Source organism: Pseudoalteromonas mucoides, from assembly GCF_049257175.1.
Lineage (GTDB): Bacteria > Pseudomonadota > Gammaproteobacteria > Enterobacterales > Alteromonadaceae > Pseudoalteromonas.
On the sequence record NZ_JBMMUC010000008.1, the window covers coordinates 52,473 to 72,682 of the forward strand.

The 20,210-nt window shown below is 40.6% G+C and carries 17 protein-coding genes and 1 tRNA gene; 1 reads left to right on the forward strand and 17 read right to left on the reverse strand.

The window, feature by feature from the left end:
• Positions 1-32 precede the first annotated feature (32 nt).
• The 5 genes from wecA to AAEU30_RS10465 all read right to left on the reverse strand — a co-directional run bounded on the left by wecA (position 33) and on the right by AAEU30_RS10465 (position 6,542).
• Positions 33-1,079 carry a UDP-N-acetylglucosamine--undecaprenyl-phosphate N-acetylglucosaminephosphotransferase gene (gene wecA, locus AAEU30_RS10445; protein WP_421960458.1) on the reverse strand — a complete coding sequence of 349 codons (1,047 nt, stop codon included), beginning with the start codon at positions 1,077-1,079 and terminating at the stop codon, positions 33-35.
• 24 nt (positions 1,080-1,103) lie between these two features.
• Entirely contained in the window at positions 1,104-2,018 is a 915-nt protein-coding gene (locus tag AAEU30_RS10450; RefSeq protein WP_421960459.1) for a Wzz/FepE/Etk N-terminal domain-containing protein, read from the reverse strand.
• 43 nt (positions 2,019-2,061) lie between these two features.
• Positions 2,062-4,719 (reverse strand): SLBB domain-containing protein, encoded by a 2,658-nt coding sequence (locus tag AAEU30_RS10455; RefSeq protein ID WP_421960460.1) that lies wholly within the window; start codon positions 4,717-4,719, stop codon positions 2,062-2,064.
• Positions 4,720-4,865: 146 nt separating this feature from the next.
• Positions 4,866-5,636 (reverse strand): DUF481 domain-containing protein, encoded by a 771-nt coding sequence (locus tag AAEU30_RS10460; RefSeq protein ID WP_421960461.1) that lies wholly within the window; start codon positions 5,634-5,636, stop codon positions 4,866-4,868.
• Positions 5,637-5,723: 87 nt separating this feature from the next.
• Positions 5,724-6,542, reverse strand: a complete 819-nt coding sequence (locus tag AAEU30_RS10465; RefSeq protein ID WP_087533298.1) for a mechanosensitive ion channel family protein — start codon at positions 6,540-6,542, stop codon at positions 5,724-5,726.
• A gap of 281 nt (positions 6,543-6,823) precedes the next feature.
• On the opposite strand from AAEU30_RS10465, the gene AAEU30_RS10470 reads away from it, so the two are divergent.
• A tRNA-His gene (locus tag AAEU30_RS10470) sits at positions 6,824-6,899 on the forward strand.
• A 523-nt stretch (positions 6,900-7,422) separates the two neighbouring features.
• Here the strand turns inward: AAEU30_RS10470 and nagP are convergent.
• The 12 genes from nagP to trmJ form a co-directional block, all read right to left on the reverse strand.
• A complete protein-coding gene (gene nagP / locus AAEU30_RS10475; RefSeq protein WP_421960462.1) occupies positions 7,423-8,712 on the reverse strand; it encodes an N-acetylglucosamine MFS transporter NagP in 1,290 nt (429 codons plus the stop codon).
• A 241-nt stretch (positions 8,713-8,953) separates the two neighbouring features.
• Positions 8,954-11,602, reverse strand: a complete 2,649-nt coding sequence (locus tag AAEU30_RS10480) for a family 20 glycosylhydrolase (RefSeq protein ID WP_421960464.1) — start codon at positions 11,600-11,602, stop codon at positions 8,954-8,956.
• 207 nt (positions 11,603-11,809) lie between these two features.
• Entirely contained in the window at positions 11,810-12,157 is a 348-nt protein-coding gene (locus AAEU30_RS10485) for a four helix bundle protein (protein WP_421960465.1), read from the reverse strand.
• A 124-nt stretch (positions 12,158-12,281) separates the two neighbouring features.
• Complete coding sequence (locus AAEU30_RS10490; RefSeq protein ID WP_421960466.1) at positions 12,282-13,709, reverse strand: NAD-dependent succinate-semialdehyde dehydrogenase; 1,428 nt, start codon at positions 13,707-13,709, stop codon at positions 12,282-12,284.
• Between the two features lie 173 nt (positions 13,710-13,882).
• Positions 13,883-14,221: an ISC system 2Fe-2S type ferredoxin gene (gene fdx, locus AAEU30_RS10495; RefSeq protein ID WP_087533302.1), complete on the reverse strand. Its 339-nt coding sequence runs from the start codon at positions 14,219-14,221 to the stop codon at positions 13,883-13,885.
• A 10-nt stretch (positions 14,222-14,231) separates the two neighbouring features.
• Positions 14,232-16,094 carry a Fe-S protein assembly chaperone HscA gene (hscA, locus tag AAEU30_RS10500; RefSeq protein WP_421960467.1) on the reverse strand — a complete coding sequence of 621 codons (1,863 nt, stop codon included), beginning with the start codon at positions 16,092-16,094 and terminating at the stop codon, positions 14,232-14,234.
• 49 nt (positions 16,095-16,143) lie between these two features.
• Positions 16,144-16,671: a co-chaperone HscB gene (hscB, locus tag AAEU30_RS10505; protein ID WP_421960468.1), complete on the reverse strand. Its 528-nt coding sequence runs from the start codon at positions 16,669-16,671 to the stop codon at positions 16,144-16,146.
• 75 nt (positions 16,672-16,746) lie between these two features.
• Positions 16,747-17,070, reverse strand: a complete 324-nt coding sequence (gene iscA / locus AAEU30_RS10510) for an iron-sulfur cluster assembly protein IscA (RefSeq protein ID WP_058560437.1) — start codon at positions 17,068-17,070, stop codon at positions 16,747-16,749.
• Positions 17,071-17,079: 9 nt separating this feature from the next.
• Complete coding sequence (gene iscU, locus AAEU30_RS10515) at positions 17,080-17,463, reverse strand: Fe-S cluster assembly scaffold IscU (RefSeq protein WP_087533305.1); 384 nt, start codon at positions 17,461-17,463, stop codon at positions 17,080-17,082.
• A 40-nt stretch (positions 17,464-17,503) separates the two neighbouring features.
• The gene (locus tag AAEU30_RS10520) at positions 17,504-18,721 is read right to left on the reverse strand and encodes an IscS subfamily cysteine desulfurase (protein ID WP_087533306.1); all 1,218 of its coding nucleotides are present in this window, start codon (positions 18,719-18,721) and stop codon (positions 17,504-17,506) included.
• Positions 18,722-18,743: 22 nt separating this feature from the next.
• A complete protein-coding gene (iscR, locus tag AAEU30_RS10525) occupies positions 18,744-19,235 on the reverse strand; it encodes a Fe-S cluster assembly transcriptional regulator IscR (protein WP_087533307.1) in 492 nt (163 codons plus the stop codon).
• Positions 19,236-19,401: 166 nt separating this feature from the next.
• Complete coding sequence (trmJ, locus tag AAEU30_RS10530; protein WP_421960469.1) at positions 19,402-20,124, reverse strand: tRNA (cytosine(32)/uridine(32)-2'-O)-methyltransferase TrmJ; 723 nt, start codon at positions 20,122-20,124, stop codon at positions 19,402-19,404.
• Positions 20,125-20,210: the final 86 nt, after the last annotated feature.

The window sequence follows — 20,210 nt, forward strand, 5'->3', positions numbered from 1 at the left end:
ATAAAACCATAGGTAATAAAATTAAGGATCTGTTACTTATTTTTCCTTAACCAACTAAGTAGTTTCCATACATGCATTAGTCCATAGTTGTAGAAGAAAAATAAGATCATAAACAATAAAAACATTATCCATTCAGGCACATTTAAAAATTGCATTACACACCCAGCTAATGCAATCGATAATGCGCTTATCGAGATATAAACTAATGCGCGCTTTCTTGAATAACCTGCTCGTTCAAAAATATGATGCAAATGTTCACGGTCAGCTTTAAAAGGTGAAGATCCTTTTTTTATCCTTCTGTACATAATTGCTACCATATCCATAAGAGGAATTGCTATTAGGTAAAGTGCAGTAACTGGTCTTATTGCCTGTACATTTTTATCTGTTCCAATAACCAGCAAGCAGACTATTGTAAAGCCAATTAGCATACTTCCTGCGTCCCCCATAAATATCTTATGGATAAACCTAAAAGGCCAACGCAGGTTAAACATTAAAAATGCTAGTGTTGCGGCAACAAACAGTACTGGTAAAACATACCAATTGCTATTTACTACGAAAAACAAGATAGCTAAAGAAAAAAATGCGATTAAACTTAAAACACCAGCTAGGCCATCTATCCCATCAATCATATTAAACGCATTAATCGCACCAATAATTGCTATGATTGTAATAAAAGTACCAAAAATGCCTAGTTTAATATCACCAAAACTAAATAAATTACCAAGATTTTCTAAGTAAAAGCCTGCACCAAAAATCATTACTCCTGCAATAGATACTTGAATGAAAAGCCTTACTTTTACGGACAAATCATACCTATCATCCATTACACCCATGACAAGCAAAAAGCCACTCGAAAGCAAATAAAAGTTAAATGTTTGGCTACTTTCAACAAAAATTATTGATGATAGTAATACCGCAATATAAATTGCGACACCACCAACAAGCGGTACTGCTCCATTATGTAGCTTACGCTTAGTAGGCAGATCGACCAAACCTGCTTTCACAGCTATTGGCTTAACCAAAAAAATAGCAATCGAACATAAAAGAAAAGAGGTAATTGGTACCAAAAGATAATCCATCAAAATTCCTAGACTCGTACAATACTAAACATGATTATTATTTCTAAAAAGTCGCCTAAGGACGATGGCTATCACAGCAAGAAATCCTCCTGTGAAAGTCCCTAGCACTACAATTAATGAACGTTTTGGTTTAAATTTCACGTCAGCAACAAGCGCAGGGTCGATGACTTTAAGTACATATTCATCACGACTTTCTGCTAACATTATTTTTTTCATTTGTTCTTCGACAAGATTAAATAACATGCTTTTTATTTCTGCAACTTGAGCCTGATTTATTTGCTGTGTTAAAAAAACTATACTGCGATTAGCTTCAGCAATATCACGCCTCTTAAGTGTGTTATTTACCTCAACAACAATTAGCTCTAACCAAGCTTTTGCAATATTAGGGGATTGATGAGTAAAGCTTATTTTAATAAAGCCTGAATCACTGTCTTCATCGATATTCAACTCCGACATAAAAGCTTCATGGATTTCACTTACTGTAGGTTCAGGGCCTAGATATTCATTGCTTTTTCTATGCCATTTGCCTGTTTGGCTATTATATTTTTCTTCATCAAAAACGAATGAATCACTTTCTCTAACCCAAGCTTTGACAGCCATAAGTTGAGGTAATAAGTTATGCTCAGTTACTAGCTTGTTAATAAACTGTTTAGATTTTAGTATTTCTAATGCTAGCTTAGTTCGCTCATTACCCTGCGATAAGTTAAAACCGGCTAAGCTTGCTAGACCACCCAGCTGTCCATCTAAACCCGGTGTTTCGCTTTCTTGTACAGGAGAAAGCAAAACTTCTGAACGGTAATAGTTTGGTAAGTTGATTGCTAGTGCTATAGAGATCGTACAACTTAGTATAGCACTCACTGCTACAACCCATTTGGCCTTAAGAACAGCTACAACCAACTCATATATAGATACTTCTTGATTATTTATATTTTCATTCATGACTTACTAATTACTCATTAAAGGATATCCAAAGTACCATTACTCATATACTACTAATCGCAGCAACTGCTACACCAAGTTGATAAACAATCTGCGTTGCAGTACTCCACAGAGTTAAGTTATCCATATAACCTGAGTCAAGCGGTACTACAATTGTGTCGCCCGGTTCAAGCATTTCTGAGTCATTAACGGCAAACCAGCTACCAGAGTCTGGAATTTTGACTGAACCATTAGCTTTAATAATATAAATTCGTGCATCATCAGCACGTACTTTTAGGCCACCACTTAGAGCGATGTAATCATCAACCCCAACACCGGATTTAAATAAATGTGATGTTGAGTAATTAACCTCACCGATCACGCTTATAGAGTCGCGTTTACTTGGTACATATAGGGTGTCACCATCTTGTAAAACTAGCTTTTGCTTATTTGCTACAATAAGAGGTAAGTCTATTACTAAACGCCCTACAGCCTCGACATCAGCCAAGTCAATAAGCAGTTTGTTCATTTCATCGTAGGAAAGCGATGTACCACCTACAGAGTTTTCAAAACTTTTTTGTGCGATATCACGGCGTAACTCTTCAGATAATTTAGCTAATTGCCTTTGCTCCTGAACCCGAATCGACTCTCGGGTAAATATTGCTGCATTTTCTTCTGCAAACTTTGAAAAGCCGCCAGCACGCTCTAACAAGTTAGTTAATGTCTCACCGCGACGTATAGTATAAACACCTGGAAACTTAACCTCCCCTTTAAGCTCAACTTTTACATTTTCTTGCCAATTAGGAATTGAGAAAACATTTAAACTGTCTTTACTACGCAAAGCTCGATTATTAGCGCTATCGCCTAACATTGCTTTTTGTAGGTTAAACTTAAAATGTTCAACTTTTGATGAGTCACCTGCTACTACACGTGTAATTTCAGCTTGCTCCGTGTAGGCTGATTCAAGTAAACCACCTGCCGCAATTATAAGTTCGTTTACTTCAGCGCCAACAGTAAGCGGATACACACCGGGGTAGTTTACATGACCGTTAACTTCAACCAGCTGCATGGCTTTTTGCACTGAAGCTTGCTGTTTTAACTTTGCTTTGATTGGATGTAATAAATTATAGCGGCTAAAGATAGCGTAATCTTCAGGTGCAAGCTCGTCTTCACCTTGCTCCTCTGCTTTACGCTGTTTTGCTAATTGCGCAATTGTGAGATTGGCTTCTTCTTGTGCTTTTATGAACGGGTCTTCATCTTCTAGCACCCCTATGTATCTTTCGAATTCTTGTTTTTGATAGGCATGCCATTGTTGAGCTTTAATTTGCTGTTGTTGCTGCTGCTCAGTTAGCGCCATATTTTTTAAAGCTAGCTCTTCTGCTTCTTTTTCTTCAAAGCGGCTAAATACTAATAGTTTGTCGTTGGCCTGTAATGCTAAATCGTGTTTCGCGGCTTTAACAATGGCCTGCGCTACATCAAATTGATATACCTCAATATCGCCTGCAATATTGATCTCTCGGATCAGTAAACCGTAGCTTAAATCAGCTTGAGGGAGTAAATCTCCACGTACCGATTTAAACACATCAGAAATACGCTTACCTTGATGCCATTGGTAGTGACCCGGACGAGCAACAGCGCCTATTACACTGATTGAGTTTTGATACTGTAAGCTGATTGGGTTAAAACGAAGGCGATCGCCATCTTTTGGCACATAATTTATATTTTTAGCGGTAAAATCAAATGAAAGAATTTCCTTCGTATTGTAATCACTATAGCGCTCGACTACAGCTTTACTAGCATAGGCTTCAGGTTTTAATCCGCCAGCCATGCTCAATAGGTCTTCCGCGGTTTCACCCTCTTTGAGTTCAAAAATAGCAGGGCGTTTAACAAGACCTTCTACCGCAACTTGAGCTCCTACCGACGGAACAAATACCACGTCGCCCGGCTTTAAAATAATATCGTTGCTGCTATCGCCTTTAATCAATAGATCATAGAGGTCAAAATTAGCGACAACCTTACCGGCACGCTTAACTTGTATATTTCGCAAAGATGCGATATCTGATACACCGCCACTTACAAACAAAGCGTGTGAAACGGTAGTAAGAGATGAAACGCTATAGCTACCAGGCTTGTAGGCTTCACCCAAAACTAATATACGAATGCTACGCAGCTGACCAACAGAGACAAATGCTTTTATGCCTATTATTTCTTGCTCTACTTTTGCTTTTATTAGTTCTTTTACTTCAGCAAAAGTTAATCCAGCAACTTGTACTGGGCTTAAATTTGGTATGCTAATGCGCCCTTCACGGTCAACCGTTACAACATGCTCTTCACTTTCTTTACCATAAAAATTAATATTTAGCTGATCACCTCGCCCTACTAAATAGGTGTCTGGCACTGCTGCGTTCTCATTTGGCATGAATGAAGTTGGCTCGCCTGCGAATAGCTGATAACCGAAAGGTTCAACGGTGTCAGTTTTTGGTTTAAAGCGCTCTTCGTCGGTCAGTATTTCTTCTTCACCCTTGGCGCGAGGCTGAATTGTAGGTTGCTCTTCGGTACTGGTTTGCTGAGCGCTAGATCCGGTAATTGTGGATAAGTCGACACCATACTGCTTTGCTAAAGCTTCTTGTTGGGCTTTTGGTAGTTTTTTAAATTGCTCAATTTGCGCCGCACTTGGCGTGAAAGCCCAAGCAGTTACAGTGCTAAAAAATAACAAAGTCATTAAAAGTTGTTTAAAAAACATCACAAGTAGGTGCATCCCGAGTTCAACAGCCAAAAGATTGGCTATTCTACATTATTTCAGTACCAATAAAAAAGGGACCAAAGTCCCTTTATTACAGTTAAGTGTCATTATAGTTATTAAATATGTTAAAAACTGTAAACCAATGTCAATGACGTTGCAGTATCTGTATTTTCTTTGTCATCAGCAACATCTGAGTTATGCGTAATATTGTACGCAACTTTCATTTGTAATGAGCCGTTGATTTTTGCAAGTAATGCCGTTTCAGAGCGAGTTTTAGTGTTAGTATCACCGTACTCAACTGCAACTAGTTGCGTAAACTTTGCGTTATCAGAAATCTGCCAATTATAATCAAGTTTACCTAACGCAATGATTTCACTGTCAGACTCACCTGCATTTGGAATGCCATCTTCATCAACGCTGCCTTCAGGGAATTCAAAATATTTGTAACCTGGACCAATCTCCGCGTTTAACCACATATCAGAGCGGTCAAGTAAGCGTCTGCCGTAACCAGCTGAAATTACTGCTTCGTTACGGTATGCACCAAAGTAATCTGACACATATGAGCCGTAAATATATAAATGAGAGTGCTCTTCATTTAATTTGTAGTTACCTTGGGCAGATAAAGAATACTTTTCGTTAGTACGCTGAGTTTCTTTAGCGCCGTCAGAATTTTCTACTTCGTCTTCTTTATAAAGCCCGTCGATTTTGTATTCATTGTTCCAGTTTTCTAGGTTATGTAACGCTTTGATACCACCTTTTAAAGTAGTTGTTTCAGTGTTACCGCTAGTGATAATTGCACCTAGCTCACTAGTAATATCCCATGTTTGAGTTTCTTCTGCGAATGCGTTAGTTGAAGCGGTTGCTACAACTAAAATTGATAAAAGCTTTAATTTCATTTAAAAAATAACCTTTGCTACTTTGAGTTAAATTAGAATGCACTAAAAGGTGGTTTAACCACCTTTTAGTTTAAAATGTTTTAGATATTAATCTTGCTTGTGAAAATGCACATCCATTTGTGGGAATGGAATATTAATATTTGCATCATCTAGTGCGATTTTAATGTTTTCCATTAAATCGAAATACGTTGGCCAGTAATCAGCTGCGTTAACCCAAGGACGCACTACAAAGTTTACGCTCGAATCACCTAATTCGTTAACTGCTACGGTATAAGCTGGATCTTTTAGTAAGCGAGACTCTTTATCTAATACAGATTTCAATACTGCTTTTGCTTCACGCAGATCTGCATCATAGCCAACACCTATTACTAAATCGATGCGACGTGTTTTTTCTCGAGAAAAGTTAACAATTGGGCCAGACATAATAGATGAGTTAGGCATAATTATTACTTTATTGTCTGGTGTGCGTAATTCAGTAGAGAAGATCTCAATTTTATCAACACTGCCCATTTTTCCACCGGCTTCAATAAAGTCGCCAGATTTAAATGGACGAAGAAGGATAATTAAAACGCCAGATGCAAAGTTTGATAAAGAACCCTGTAATGCTAAACCAACGGCTAAACCTGCAGCACCAAGAATTGCAATAAATGACGTAGTCTCAATGCCGATTTGCGATAGCGCCATCAGGATCGTTGCCATAAATACGATGGCATAAACAATACTCGATACAAAAGAGCCTACCGCTCTATCGACGTTCTTTTTAGCGAATGCTTTTTCTGTTAGTCCAGCACAAAATTTTGCGATACGACCACCAAGTAAAAAGATTACCAATGCAATTACAGCTTGTATGCCGTAATGTAAAATTAAACCTGAATTTTCGTTTATCCAATTAATGATTGTATCCATATTCACTCCTGATGTGGTATTAAGCCGTTTGTAGCTTAAATTATATCTCATTTAAAAGTATTATTTTATAAATTTATAGACTTATATATCAAACACTCTATTAAATACGAAATTTCTGAGGGCCGTAAGTCTATTTAACTAATATGAACATAGCATTAAAGTGTGTTTTTTGGGCGGACTACGCAATTTAAAAAACTTTTTTAGTTTTTTTTGCCTTTTCCCCTTCACAACATTTATAAAGTTATGTATTATCCGCGCCACACCAAACAAGGTGTGTTGTGGCGGTTGTAGCTCAGTTGGTAGAGCCCCGGATTGTGATTCCGGTTGTCGCGGGTTCAAGCCCCGTCAATCGCCCCATTCTTTTCCCTCTTAGTTGAATATCAAACTTCGTCTTAAAATTCCATTTTAATTATAAATCTATTTTATATATGTAGCTGATATAAAATCCTCTTTGCAAGTTATCTCTGATTATCTTTAGCGTAGATTCGTTTTTTAACATACCCCAAACCTAAAGCCAATAAAGGCTGAAGCCTATTCCCACAACATATATCATACACCTCGCGGGAGAGCCTCTTAGCGCCGATAAGCTGTACAAGCTGACTTACGCTCGCTAACTTTACTCTCGCTAACTTTACTCTCGCTAACTTTACTCTCGCTAACAGCCTCACTTTCTTGCAGACAAAAAAATGCCACCTTTCGGTGGCATTACACACGGGATTATTTCTACATGTAGAAATTCTTTTCAAAAATTAGGTCTAGGTCAAAGCCTTTCGCGGCTAAAGCCGGCTCCTACGTTTAAAACATAGGTTCTAGGTGGTAGAAGTTCTAGTTACTTCCCCAGTACCTAGAACCTTTCTCTTCCTAGCACCTAGGAAGTCATCTATTTCCAGCTTTTCATTTTATGCCCTTTTAAAGCATAGAAAAGGATAAATAAATAACAAGGTAACATAACAATATAGGCAGCTTGTTGTGCATCCGCTGAATCTACACCACCACTGGCGAGGCCCCAAAATAAAGGACCAAATGCACCACCGGCAATACCCATCACTAATAGGCCTGAACCTACGCTGGTTAATTTACCTAAACCTGATAACGCCAACGGCCATACAGCAGGCCAAACAATTGCATTGGCAAATCCTAACACAGCTATCATCAATAGTGTATCAGGTAATTGCACTTCTAGGCCTAATGCGTTTGCAACAACCACAGAGCTTGAATCACTAAATACCACAGCCAGAGTTAACACACTGCCTAATATAGCAGAGGCACTTAATGCTGCTTGCTGCGATATAACACGTGGGATAAGCGCAATACCAATAATATAGCCCAGTACCATACAGGCCATGGTGTATGAGGTCATTACGCTATATTTTTCAACACCTAGCGATAGTGCAAACGTTCCTATGGTATCACCTGCGATAACCTCTACGGCAACGTAAACAAATAGTGCAACAACACCTAATGCTAAGCTTGGGTGCGCTAATGCCGCTTTTACTTGGCCTTTTTCACCTTGTTCTTCATCGTCTAGTAGCTCAGGCAATGGCATTTTTGTAACCGCAAAGCCAAGTGCACCAATAAATAATGCCATGCCTAAATACGGATAAATTAGGCTATTTGCCATTGCATCAATTTCTGGCTGCGTTAATTCTTTACCTACAGAGCCTGTGAAATCACTTAAGATAAGTGCGGTAAATACTATAGGAGCAATAACACCCGCACCTTTATTCAAAATACCCATTACACTAACACGTGCAGCTGCCGACTCTTCTGGCCCAATACGCACAACATACGGGTTAACCGCTGTTTGCAGTAAGGTTTGACCAGCACCCATAACTAACTGAGCAAATAAAAACAGCGCAAACACTTGAGTTTTAGCCGCAGGAATAAACAATAAACCAGCTACCATCATGGTGGCCATACCCAACGCCATACCATTTTTGTAGCCGACCTTACGGATGATCATTGCTGATGGCACTGCGGTAAAGGTTACTGCAATGTAGAAAGAGAATAAAATCAGCGATGCTTGGAATGGGCTTAGTTGCAATACTTGTTTTAAGTAGGGCATTAACGAGCCATTTAACCAGGTTGCAAAACCGAGTATAAAAAATAGAGTGGCGACAATCGCCATGGGTATAAAATTACTTTGCTTATTCGACACGGTGGCTTCCATAAAACATTCTTCTTGTTGCGTGCTTTCGTTATAATTATTTATATGAGCTAGATACTGTACAAACTCATATTACAATCGCGATGTTGTTATGGATGTTTTATAACATTACCCTAACAAAAATGACAGCGCTGCCATAAAACTTTACTTTAATTACAGGCATATTACTAGTAACGATTTATTTTACAACAAACGAAAAAAAGGGCCTAAAGGCCCTTTCGTTTTTATTATTATTTCTAATACATTAATTTATATAAGTAATTCTGCTATTAATTTGCTCATTTAAACGGCTTCTAAGCGCAATTGCTTGCCCTTGAGAAACACTGATCGGAGCTGTATAAAGCTGCCAAGTGTTGCCATTGTCTAAACTATACTCAGTCTCTAAAAATTCAAAAGGCGTATTTACGTGTAATTTACCACTTTCAATTACCCCTCCAGGGACTGGTAAGTTGATACTGACATCAGAACTTGCAAGCTTAGTAAGCTCTTTTATACCGACCGCTGCGGCAAATTGTGACCAGTCTTGTGCACGCGCTTTTGTATTAACTTGCTTACCTTCCCAAGGCGCTTTATGCCAAGCACGCTCGGCTACTGATAAAATACGCGGGAAGATCATCGCCAGTACTTGCTCTTCGGTACGAATCGTCTCAGACCAAACCTGACCTTGCATACCTAAAATATTTTCGGGCTTTTCCAGTTGCGGTAATGGACGACCAACAAGTGCTTCTAAGTTATCAATAGGCTCACGGGTACGGGTGTAGTCAGCATTAGCGTATACATCATCCGGCATATAATTAAATGTTTTTGCTGTATCGGTATAACGCGTTGCCCAGTAGTAACCGCGCTCTTGCGGGTGGGCTTCGTATGGGTGATCAAAATACAAATGCGTACCGTGAGATAGAATAACTTGATAGCCAGCATTTGCTAAACGGTATGCTCTATCTGCAACGCCCCATTCCCAAATGTTGTCCCATACGTTAGCGGTAAAGGTTTTATTAGGGAACTCATCGCGTTTGAATGGGTTGGTGCGGTCGTACATTAAGCCGTCTTCCCAAGCGCCTGGTGAAATACCGCGTTTTTCGAATAATTTAGCAACTCGCTGAGTAAAATAAGGTTTTAAATCTGCAGCACCAGCCACGCCGTTATTTGGATCAGCAAACATGGCTTGGCAGATTGGCGAGTCAACCCATGAACCTGCGCCAACTTCATCACCACCAAAGTGTAAGTTAGTAAGCTGGACACCTGCTTCACGATACATTTGTTGCAGCTCATAAGTCACTTTATCTAAAAATGCATAGGTTGAATCCATACACACATTCATTGAGTTATCTTTGTAGTTTTGTACCGTCATATAAACTGAAGTATCATTTGGATCACTCAATAAATATTGTGTTGCCGCACTGATATCAACTTGCTGGACTTCTTTACCTGCTTGCTTAGTATTTACTAAATTGTTTTTAGCTGCTTTTTTAGCTTCATCACTGAGCTTATGGTAACGCGCTTCCATTGCTTTTATAGATGCACGCGCATGGCCAGGGCCTTCAATTTCAGGGATGATCTGAATATGACGATCTTTGGCGAACTTTAACAGTTCAACAAATTCGCTTCGAGTAAGATAGCCGTTACCTGAGCCAGATTTAAATGGCCCAGTACCAAGCTGCGTTAATAAACATTCGCGCTCTTGTAAATCAAAACAGCGATAGCCACCGATATCTGTTAATTCAGGTAAGCCTGGGATCTCTAATCGCCAGCCTTCGTCTTCTGAAAAGTGCCAGTGTAGCTTATTCATTTTATATCGAGCCATTTGTTCAACAAGTTTGAACATCGCCTCTTTACCATGATAGTTACGACCATTATCGTAGTGCATACCACGCCAGCCATAACGTGGGCTATCTTCAAGTTCTAGTTGTGGCACTTCAATCGCGCCTTTACTGTTGGCGGGGATTAAATTAAGCAAACTTTGCATGGCGTAAAATACACCTGCGTTATCACTACCAACAATATCAATGCGGTCGTCATCTATTTCGAGTGTATAGCTTTCGCTTTTACCATCAGCAAGGCTTGGGTTTACCCTAAGACTGATCAGCTTTTCTTTATTAGCTTTAATATGATCAGGCTGCGCTTTGAGTGTTAAACCGTAGTCATCTTGTAAGTCTTGCATGAAAACCATAACTTCGCTTTTCAATTGGCCCTGAAAACGAATTTGCCAGCTGTTATCCAGTTTGGCCACACCACGATTAAACTCAATGTTTTGCGGTTTTGGAATAATACGCTTAAGCGCGTCTTCTTTTGATACTTTAATCGTCGCGGCCTGATTACGCTCATAACGTACTTTTGGTGTGATCAATACAGTGCGATCTTTAGGAGCATTGTATCGACGAAGCTGGTTTTCGCGCTCAAACGGTGCAACAAATTGACTCATATCTTCGCTATCGGTGTTGGCAAAAATAGCCGGGGTATTGTCACCTGAAACAAAAAATGCACGAGGCATAAAGTCGGTATAAGCGACTACCCACACTTGGGCATCAAACTCGATATCTAAGCTTTTACCTGCGGCTAAACCTTTAAAGTCTTTGGTTGGTACAATACGGTGTAAGTCACCATTTACGTGCTCAATGTTTAAACCAGAAACATGTTCGGTATTAATTTTACGAACAGAGTGAATATAAAGCTGCCAATCACTTTCACCAGCAGGAAGTGCAACATTGGATTGGTTATTTAGGGTGATTTTTCCTAAAAAGCCAGAATCTTTATTATGAAAGTTGTCGACAACCGCAAATGTTAGTGTGGTTTGTTTTGCAAAGTTATTGACCTCACTTTGCGATAATTGCGCTTGCGCCAGAAGCGGCATAGCAGCGATTAAACCTGCCAAAGCGTGCTTTTTAAAATCCATTACTCTCTCCTCGTTTATACCCTAAGACTACGCATTTCCCCCCGCATAATCTCTTATTATTATTTATTTACTCCTCCCCATCATATAAAAACTAAAATGACAGCGCTATCATTAATTGAAATTAAAGCTATCAGCTATCAGCTATCAGCTATCAGCTATCAGCTATCAGCTATCAGCTATCAGCTATCAGCTATCAGCTATCAGCTATCAGCTATCAAATTTTATTTTTGCCTTTAGGGCTGTCAACATTTTTGATAGCTCAATAGTTTCGTTTATCCACTGAGCACCTATAGTATTATCTATATAACTAATATCCATTCCAATATAAATCTGTGTTCTCGTTTCTGCTAGTGAAGATCTCGAAATATCTAAAAACCTAAGTCGCTCTTTGTTGCTTTCACGAGTCATACCTTCAGCTATATTGCTAGGTACCGACAAGCTCGACCGAGTTAACTGATTTCTAAAACCGTAATCTGTTAAGCTAATTGTTAACTTATAAATATCTGCACTTAACCTTGCTGATCGCTTCCATACATCTAAGTTTTCGAAGTTCATATATCTTCCATCTTATAAACAAGCTTAGAATATAGGAACAAAAACATTTAAGAGCAAGTTACGAACCTCACGGCTGACGGCTGACGGCTGACGGCTGACGGCTGACGGCTGACGGCTGACGGCTTCAGATTTTCATACAGACATATTTTTCTTCAAGGTATTCGTCTAGTCCTTGATGACCGCCTTCTCGTCCTAGGCCTGATTGTTTTACACCGCCAAAAGGCGCTACGGGGTTTGAGATCAGCCCTTCATTAATACCTACCATGCCGTACTCTAATGCTTCACTTACGCGGTAGATTTGCTTGATATCTTGGCTATAGAAATAAGCGGCAAGGCCGTACGGTACGTCATTAGCAAGAGCGAGCACTTCGGCTTCTTCATCAAATGCGATAATGCTAACTACTGGACCAAATACTTCTTGATGGTAAATGTCCATTTCAGGGGTAACGCCTGTTAAAATAACAGGCGCTTGAAAATTCCCGCCTAACTCGTTCGCATCATTTATTTGAGTTGCGCCTTTTTGTTTAGCATCACGAAGTAATTCGAGAACCTTCTGCTTTGCTTTTGCATAAATCAACGGGCCAATATCACAGCTATCGGTAAAGCCATCAGCAACTTTTAATGTGGCTACTTTTTCATTAAGTTTTTTAACCACTTCATCTAACACGCCGCGCTGTACAAATATGCGGTTTGCTGCCACACAAGTTTGCCCTGCGTTTCTAAATTTAGCGCCCATTAAACCTGTAACAGCTTCATCTAAATCAGCATTATCAAAAATAATAAACGGCGCATTACCACCGAGTTCCATCGAGGTACGCTTAATTGTTGAAGCACATTGTGATAGTAATTGCTTACCTACACCGGTTGAACCGGTAAAAGTAAACTTACGTACATGCTGTGACTCTGTTAACAACTCACCAACCATTTTTGCATTCTCAGATACCAGTACATTAAAAGCACCTTTTTCAAAGCCTGCCTGATCAGCTAAATAAGCCAATGCGAGCGCACAAAGCGGAGTATGTTCTGATGGCTTTAATACAAAGCTACAGCCTGCGGCATAAGCTGGGGCCACTTTGCGAGTCACCATCGCAATAGGGAAATTCCAAGGCGTAATACCAGCTACAACGCCGATTGGTTGTTTAAAGCTAGTTAAACGGTGTTGATCGTCGGTCGGTGGGATCACATCGCCATAACTACGCTTTGCTTGCTCGGCAAACCATTTAATAAAGCCTGCACCATATTCAACTTCACCGAGAGATTCTTTGAGCGGTTTACCCTGCTCTTTGGTCATCAACTCAGCGAGAGTTTGTTTGTGCTCTATGACTAATTCGTACCAACGCATCAAGGTTTCGCTGCGCGATGTAGCATTAGTCGCTTTTAATTTTACAAATGCGCCTTTTGCCGCATCAATGGCGTTCTTAACGCCTTGCTTGTCAATATCACTGACTTCTACGATACTTTTTTCGGTAGCAGGATCATCTACGCTAAAGCGCGTATCGGTTTTATAAAACTCACCGTTTATAAACGAATCAGTAAAAACTAAATGTGACATGAGGCCTCCGTTAGTAACTATCAGCTATCAGCTATCAGCTATCAGCTATCAGCTATCAGCTTAAAATAAAAAAACCATGCTGACTGAGTCAAGCATGGTTTTCATTATACCTCTAAGCTGACGGCTGACGGCTGACGGCTGACGGCTGACGGCTCAAAGCTTATTGCTTTAAATCAATGCTCTTCATTAACGATATTGAGATTGTATTTTGGTATTTCAACCACAAGGTCTTCATCTTTAATGATTGCTTGGCAGCCAAGGCGAGACTCTGACTCTAAGCCCCACGCTTTATCTAGCATGTCATCTTCTAGCTCGTCGCTTTCATCTAGTGAGTCAAAACCTTCACGAATAACTAAGTGGCAAGTAGTACAGGCACATGATTTTTCACAAGCGTGCGGAATACTAATACCGTTTTTTAAAGCAACATCTAAAACTGTTTCACCTGTTGGTGCTTCGATTGCTGCGCCGTCAGGACATAATTCCGGATGGGGAAGAAAAATAATTTGTGGCATTCTAACCTCTTTAAACGTTGTCTACTGACTGCCCTTGCAGTGCTTTTTTAATCGATGCATCCATTCTTCTCTCGGCGAATACGCTACTGGCGTTATCCACTTTTTCAATGGCTGCTTTAATATCACTTGGCTCAACGGCTGATTCACGAATAACAGCAAGTTGTGCAATTTCTGCTTTTAGGTTACTCAGTTCAGCTTCATCAAGCAATTGACTATCTGTAGCCAGTGATGCTTCAAGCGCTTCAATTACGCGTAGCGCTTCGACTTGCTGCTCTTTAAGCATGCGCGCTTGCATATCGTCTTTTGCGTTTGTCATTGACTCTTTTAGCATATTCGCTACTTGGTCGTCTGATAAACCAAAAGACGGTTTGACTTGAATATCAGCTTGAACACCAGTTGATTTTTCCATTGCTGACACACTTAACAAACCATCGGCATCCACTTTAAAGGTGACCCGAATATGCGCAGCACCGGCTGCCATTGCAGGTATCCCTTTTAAGCTAAATTTAGCTAATGAACGACAGTCATCAACAAGCTCACGCTCGCCTTGTAGCACATGCAATGACATGGCTGTTTGTCCGTCTTTAAACGTTGTGAATTCTTGTGCGCGTGCAACAGGGATCGTGGTGTTACGCGGAATGATTTTCTCAACTAAACCGCCCATAGTCTCAAGACCTAGCGACAACGGTAGTACATCAAGCAATAACATATCTGAATCAGGCTTATTACCTACCAGCACATCGGCTTGTAATGCTGCACCTAATGCAACAACGCGATCAGGGTCAATCGATGTTAATGGCTCTTTATTAAAAAACTCAGCGACTTGGCTGCGTACAATCGGCATACGAGTTGAACCGCCAACCATCACCACTTGCAGCACTTCATCATTAACAATGCCTGCATCTTTAACCGCACGACGACATGAACGCAATGTTTTTTTGACTAGCGTCATTGCTAGCTCATCAAACTTTTCGCGAGTGACTTCAACCATGTATTTTTCGTCGTCAAACTCAAGGCCAACGTTAACTTTTGCGTATTGGCTCAACGCTTCTTTACATGCTTTGGCTTTATTGATGAATAAACGAAGTACCGAAGGCGATAAATTCATTACGCCGGTTTCACGCTTAAAGTGATCCACTAATAATGAATCAAAATCATCGCCACCTAAGCTTGAGTCACCGCCGGTTGCTAATACTTCAAATACGCCTTGGTTTAAACGCAGAATAGAGATATCAAAGGTACCGCCACCTAGGTCATAAACAGCAATGATGCCTTCTTGACCAGAATCTAAGCCGTAGGCAACAGCCGCTGCTGTTGGCTCGTTTAATAAACGTAGTACATTGATGCCAGCAAGCTCTGCTGCGTCTTTCGTGCTTTGGCGCTGTGCGTCATCAAAATAAGCTGGGACTGTGATCACGGCACCTAAAATATCTTGCCCTGCAAAGCTTTCTTCTGCACGTTGTTTAAGTGCTTTTAAAATATCACTTGATGCGGTGATTGGGCTAATATTACCCGCTGCGGTAGTGATTGCTAGCGCACCATCATGCTCGCAAAAGTCATAAGGTAATTGACCGTAGCTTTGTTGTATTTCTGTTTGAGTTTTACCTAAAAAGCGCTTAACAGAGATCAAAGTATTTGCTGGATCTTGCGTGGCTGCTTGCGCTGCTTGCTCGCCGACTGTCACACTATCTGCTTGATAACGCACGACTGATGGCAACATAGCTGCACCACTAACGTCAGTTAATGTGCGCGCTTCGCCGCTTTGTACCGTCGCGACTAATGAGTTGGTTGTACCAAGGTCGATACCTATGGCTAACTTATGTTCATGTGGTGCCGCGCTCTGCCCCGGCTCAGCAATTTGCAATAATGCCATAATGCTCTTTTAACTCGCTTTTACTTACTTTAATCAGTAAGTTAAAAAATTAATCGTCGAATAAACTGTCTTCAATGCGTTCTAGTTCATCACGTAATTTATAAACAAACTTAAGCTTACGAATGTTATCTGCCGCTAGCTGCCACTGCTGCTCATCGTTACTTGCTAATTGTGCTGCAAGTTGTGCACTGTATTGGCTATCGAGTTGTTTTATTTGCTGTTCAAACTGTGCAATGGCTGCATCTGGGTCACTACTAGAGCTTAACTCTTCGAGCTCTTCACGTAGTTCCATTTGTTGCATTAAGAATAATGGGTCTTGCAGGGTTTGTTGTTCAGCACGAATATCAACACCGAGTTCACTTAGCATATATTCGGCACGTTTTACCGGATGCTTAAGTGTTTGTAGCGCATCGTTAATTTCAGCAGCATTTTGCACCGCTAGTAACTTGTCGCGGCTGCTGCTATTTGCGTGGCGATCAGGGTGAACGGCACGCTGTAGCTCTAGGTAGTTTTTATTCACTGTTGCCAAATCAATTTGGTAATCAACAGGTATTGCAAACAACTCAAAATAACGCATTATCAAACCATATAAATTTCAGATAGAACAAAGCCCTACAGGTGCAGGGCTTAAGAATACAATTGCAATAAGCGATTAAACTGTGAAGCTTTCGCCACAACCACACTCATCAGCTTGGTTCGGGTTAATAAACTTAAACCCTTCATTCAAACCTTCTTTAGTGTAATCAAGCTCTGTACCATCAATGTATACTAAGCTTTTAGCATCAACGATTACTTTTACCCCTTGGGATTCAAATACTTCGTCGCCTTCAGATAAATCGTCTACAAACTCAAGAACATAAGCAAGACCTGAACAGCCCGTCGTTTTAATGCCAACGCGCAGGCCGAGGCCTTTACCGCGATTTGCTAAAAATGATTCTACGCGGTTTGCTGCCGCATCTGTCAATGTCACTGCCATGGTTATCTCTTACTTCGCTTGTTTACTTTTGTAATCTGCAATTGCTGCTTGGATAGCGTCTTCCGCTAAAATCGAACAGTGAATTTTCACTGGCGGTAACTCAAGCTCAGCACTGATATCAGTGTTTTTAATCGTTGCAGCTTCGTCTAATGTTTTGCCTTTCACCCACTCTGTTACAAGTGATGAAGACGCAATAGCACTACCACAACCATATGTTTTGAATTTAGCATCTTCGATAACACCAGTATCAGATACTTTAATTTGCAGCTTCATTACGTCACCACATGCTGGTGCGCCAACCATGCCGGTTGCTACTGATGGATCGTTTTTGTCTAAAACACCTACGTTACGTGGGTTTTCAACATGATCAATTACTTTATCACTATACGCCATAATACTATCCTCACTACCTGCTAGTGGGTGTGCCCATCAATTAATGATGTGCCCACTCAACTGAATCTAAATCAACACCTTCTTGATGCATTTCCCATAAAGGAGACATCTCACGTAAGCGACCGATAGAGTTTTTCATTAAATTGACGGTATAATCAATCTCTTCTTCGGTGGTAAAACGGCCAATGCTGAAACGAATTGAGCTATGTGCTAGTTCGTCATTGCGGCCAAGCGCACGTAATACATAAGAAGGCTCTAAGCTTGCTGATGTACAGGCAGAACCTGATGATACAGCAATATCTTTAACAGCCATTAATAACGATTCACCTTCAACAAAGTTAAAGCTGATGTTAACAATTCCTGGTACTGATTGGTCTTGTGCGCCATTGAAGTACACTTCATCCATATCAGCCATAATGCCATCAATTAAACGCTTACGTAGCGCACTGATGTGAGCATGATCTTTTTCAAAATCTTGTTTTGCAATTCTAAATGCAGCACCCATACCAACTAACTGGTGTGTTGCTAAAGTACCAGAACGCATACCACGTTCATGACCGCCACCGTGCATTTGCGCTTCAAGGCGAGCACGTGGTTTACGACGAACGTACAATGCGCCAATACCTTTAGGGCCATATACTTTGTGTGCTGAGAACGACATAAAATCAACTTTAAGCTGTTGAATGTCGATTAATACTTTACCTGCGCTTTGCGCTGCATCAACATGGAACATGATTTTACGTTCGCGACACATTTCACCAATTGTCGCGATGTCTTGAATCACACCTAGCTCGTTATTCACGTGCATGATGCTAACTAATACGGTGTCTTCACGCATTGTTTGTTCAAGCTTTTTAAGATCCAGTAGGCCGTTTTCTTCAACGTCCATATAGGTTACTTCAAAACCTTGACGCTCAAGCTCACGACACGTATCGATTACTGCTTTGTGTTCAGTTTTAGCGGTAATTACATGCTTACCTTTCTTTTTATAAAACTGTGCAGCACCTTTAATTGCAAGGTTGTTTGATTCTGTCGCACCCGAGGTGAAAACGATTTCACGTGGATCTGCGTTAATGAGATCAGCAATATCAGTACGTGCCTGATCAATCGCTTCTTCAGCTTGCCAACCAAAACGGTGTGAACGTGATGCAGGGTTACCAAAATTGCCATCCATTGTTAGGCATTGCATCATTTCTTTTGCAACACGCTCGTCAACTGGCGTGGTTGCTGCGTAATCTAAATAAATCGGTAACTTCATTTCTATCTCCGCTGGCGCCAACTTATAGTTGACAGCTTACTTGAATATTTTCCAATTGCTTAATTGCATTATTAACGCTGTTATCTTGGCGAGAAGCGACTTCTTTAACGTCGGATTTCTCAACCAATTCAGCAAGGGTAATACCATTTAAAAAGTCTTCAATCCGCGTGCTTAAGTCTGACCATAATGTGTGGGTCAAACAACGCATGCCACTTTGACATCCGCCTGTTGCGCCGTGACAGCGCGTTGCATCGACTGATTCATCAACGGCGTTTATTACATCGCCGACTGAAATTGTGCTTGATTCGCGACCAAGTAAATAACCCCCACCTGGACCACGCACTGAGCTTACTAAACCATTTTTACGTAAACGGGCAAATAATTGCTCAAGGTATGACAAAGAAATTTCTTGTCGTTCTGAAATATCGGCAAGGGGTACGGCACCTACATTTGCATGTAGTGCAACATCGAGCATAGCTGTAACGGCATATCTGCCTTTTGATGTTAACTTCATGGAGCCCCCGCACAAAAGAGTGCAAATTTTAATTACCAGAGTAAAATAGTCAAGTATTATCTTAGAAGCTATCAGCTAAACTTCAATACCCGACCTTTTTGGTCAAGTATTGTGTTCATTGTAATTACCTGAGTAATTTAGTCAAGTATTAGCTTATAACTTTCGCTTATTTTATAGACTTGTTTATTGACGTTAGAATCCCGCGTAAAATATTCATTTCAGCGTCTTCTGGGCGTGCTCGGTTAAATAAACGACGCAACTTGGTCATAACGAGACCTGGGTGCTGTTTAATAATAAAACCGGTATTATGCAGTGTTTCTTCTAGGTGGTCGTAGAACAACTCGGTTTGTTTTGAGCTTGGGTATACCGCTTCATCTTCTTCAACCTTTTTAGGCTGGTGATTTAAAAACGCCATGCGCGTTTCATAACATAGCGTTTGCACTGCCATCGCTAAGTTTAGCGAGCTGTACTCTGGGTTAGCAGGAATACATACATGGTAATTACAAAGCTGTAGTTCTTCGTTAGTTAACCCGCTATTTTCACGACCAAACACTAACGCGACAGGACCATTTACAGCTTCATCGACAAGTTTTTCACCACATTCACGCGGCTCAACCATAGGCCAAGACAAAGTACGTGAACGCGCACTGGTGCCAATGGTAAGTGCGCAATCGGCAATGGCATCAGCAACTGTATCAACAACTACCGCATTACCTAGTACATCAGTAGCACCAGCCGCTAACGCACTGGCATGACTATCAACTTCACATGCAGGGTCAACCAAATAAAGCTTTGATAAGCCCATGGTTTTCATTGCACGTGCTGCAGAACCAATATTACCTGCATGCGAGGTGTTTACTAAAACAATACGGATGTCATCTAAGATCATTGCGATGTTACTTAACTTATACAAAAAATTGGCAGGAATTGTAGCACAACTAGACCGGCAATAAATAGGAAGCCTAAAAGGCTTCC

Bases quoted from the DNA above. Each gene is read 5' to 3' on its own strand.
- wecA (WP_421960458.1), bottom strand. From the start codon at position 1,079: ATGGATTATCTTTTGGTACCAATTACCTCTTTTCTTTTATGTTCGATT.
- AAEU30_RS10450 (WP_421960459.1), bottom strand. From the start codon at position 2,018: ATGAATGAAAATATAAATAATCAAGAAGTATCTATATATGAGTTGGTT.
- AAEU30_RS10455 (WP_421960460.1), bottom strand. From the start codon at position 4,719: ATGACTTTGTTATTTTTTAGCACTGTAACTGCTTGGGCTTTCACGCCA.
- AAEU30_RS10460 (WP_421960461.1), bottom strand. From the start codon at position 5,636: ATGAAATTAAAGCTTTTATCAATTTTAGTTGTAGCAACCGCTTCAACT.
- AAEU30_RS10465 (WP_087533298.1), bottom strand. From the start codon at position 6,542: ATGGATACAATCATTAATTGGATAAACGAAAATTCAGGTTTAATTTTA.
- nagP (WP_421960462.1), bottom strand. From the start codon at position 8,712: ATGGAAGCCACCGTGTCGAATAAGCAAAGTAATTTTATACCCATGGCG.
- AAEU30_RS10480 (WP_421960464.1), bottom strand. From the start codon at position 11,602: ATGGATTTTAAAAAGCACGCTTTGGCAGGTTTAATCGCTGCTATGCCG.
- AAEU30_RS10485 (WP_421960465.1), bottom strand. From the start codon at position 12,157: ATGAACTTCGAAAACTTAGATGTATGGAAGCGATCAGCAAGGTTAAGT.
- AAEU30_RS10490 (WP_421960466.1), bottom strand. From the start codon at position 13,709: ATGTCACATTTAGTTTTTACTGATTCGTTTATAAACGGTGAGTTTTAT.
- fdx (WP_087533302.1), bottom strand. From the start codon at position 14,221: ATGCCACAAATTATTTTTCTTCCCCATCCGGAATTATGTCCTGACGGC.
- hscA (WP_421960467.1), bottom strand. From the start codon at position 16,094: ATGGCATTATTGCAAATTGCTGAGCCGGGGCAGAGCGCGGCACCACAT.
- hscB (WP_421960468.1), bottom strand. From the start codon at position 16,671: ATGCGTTATTTTGAGTTGTTTGCAATACCTGTTGATTACCAAATTGAT.
- iscA (WP_058560437.1), bottom strand. From the start codon at position 17,070: ATGGCAGTGACATTGACAGATGCGGCAGCAAACCGCGTAGAATCATTT.
- iscU (WP_087533305.1), bottom strand. From the start codon at position 17,463: ATGGCGTATAGTGATAAAGTAATTGATCATGTTGAAAACCCACGTAAC.
- AAEU30_RS10520 (WP_087533306.1), bottom strand. From the start codon at position 18,721: ATGAAGTTACCGATTTATTTAGATTACGCAGCAACCACGCCAGTTGAC.
- iscR (WP_087533307.1), bottom strand. From the start codon at position 19,235: ATGAAGTTAACATCAAAAGGCAGATATGCCGTTACAGCTATGCTCGAT.
- trmJ (WP_421960469.1), bottom strand. From the start codon at position 20,124: ATGATCTTAGATGACATCCGTATTGTTTTAGTAAACACCTCGCATGCA.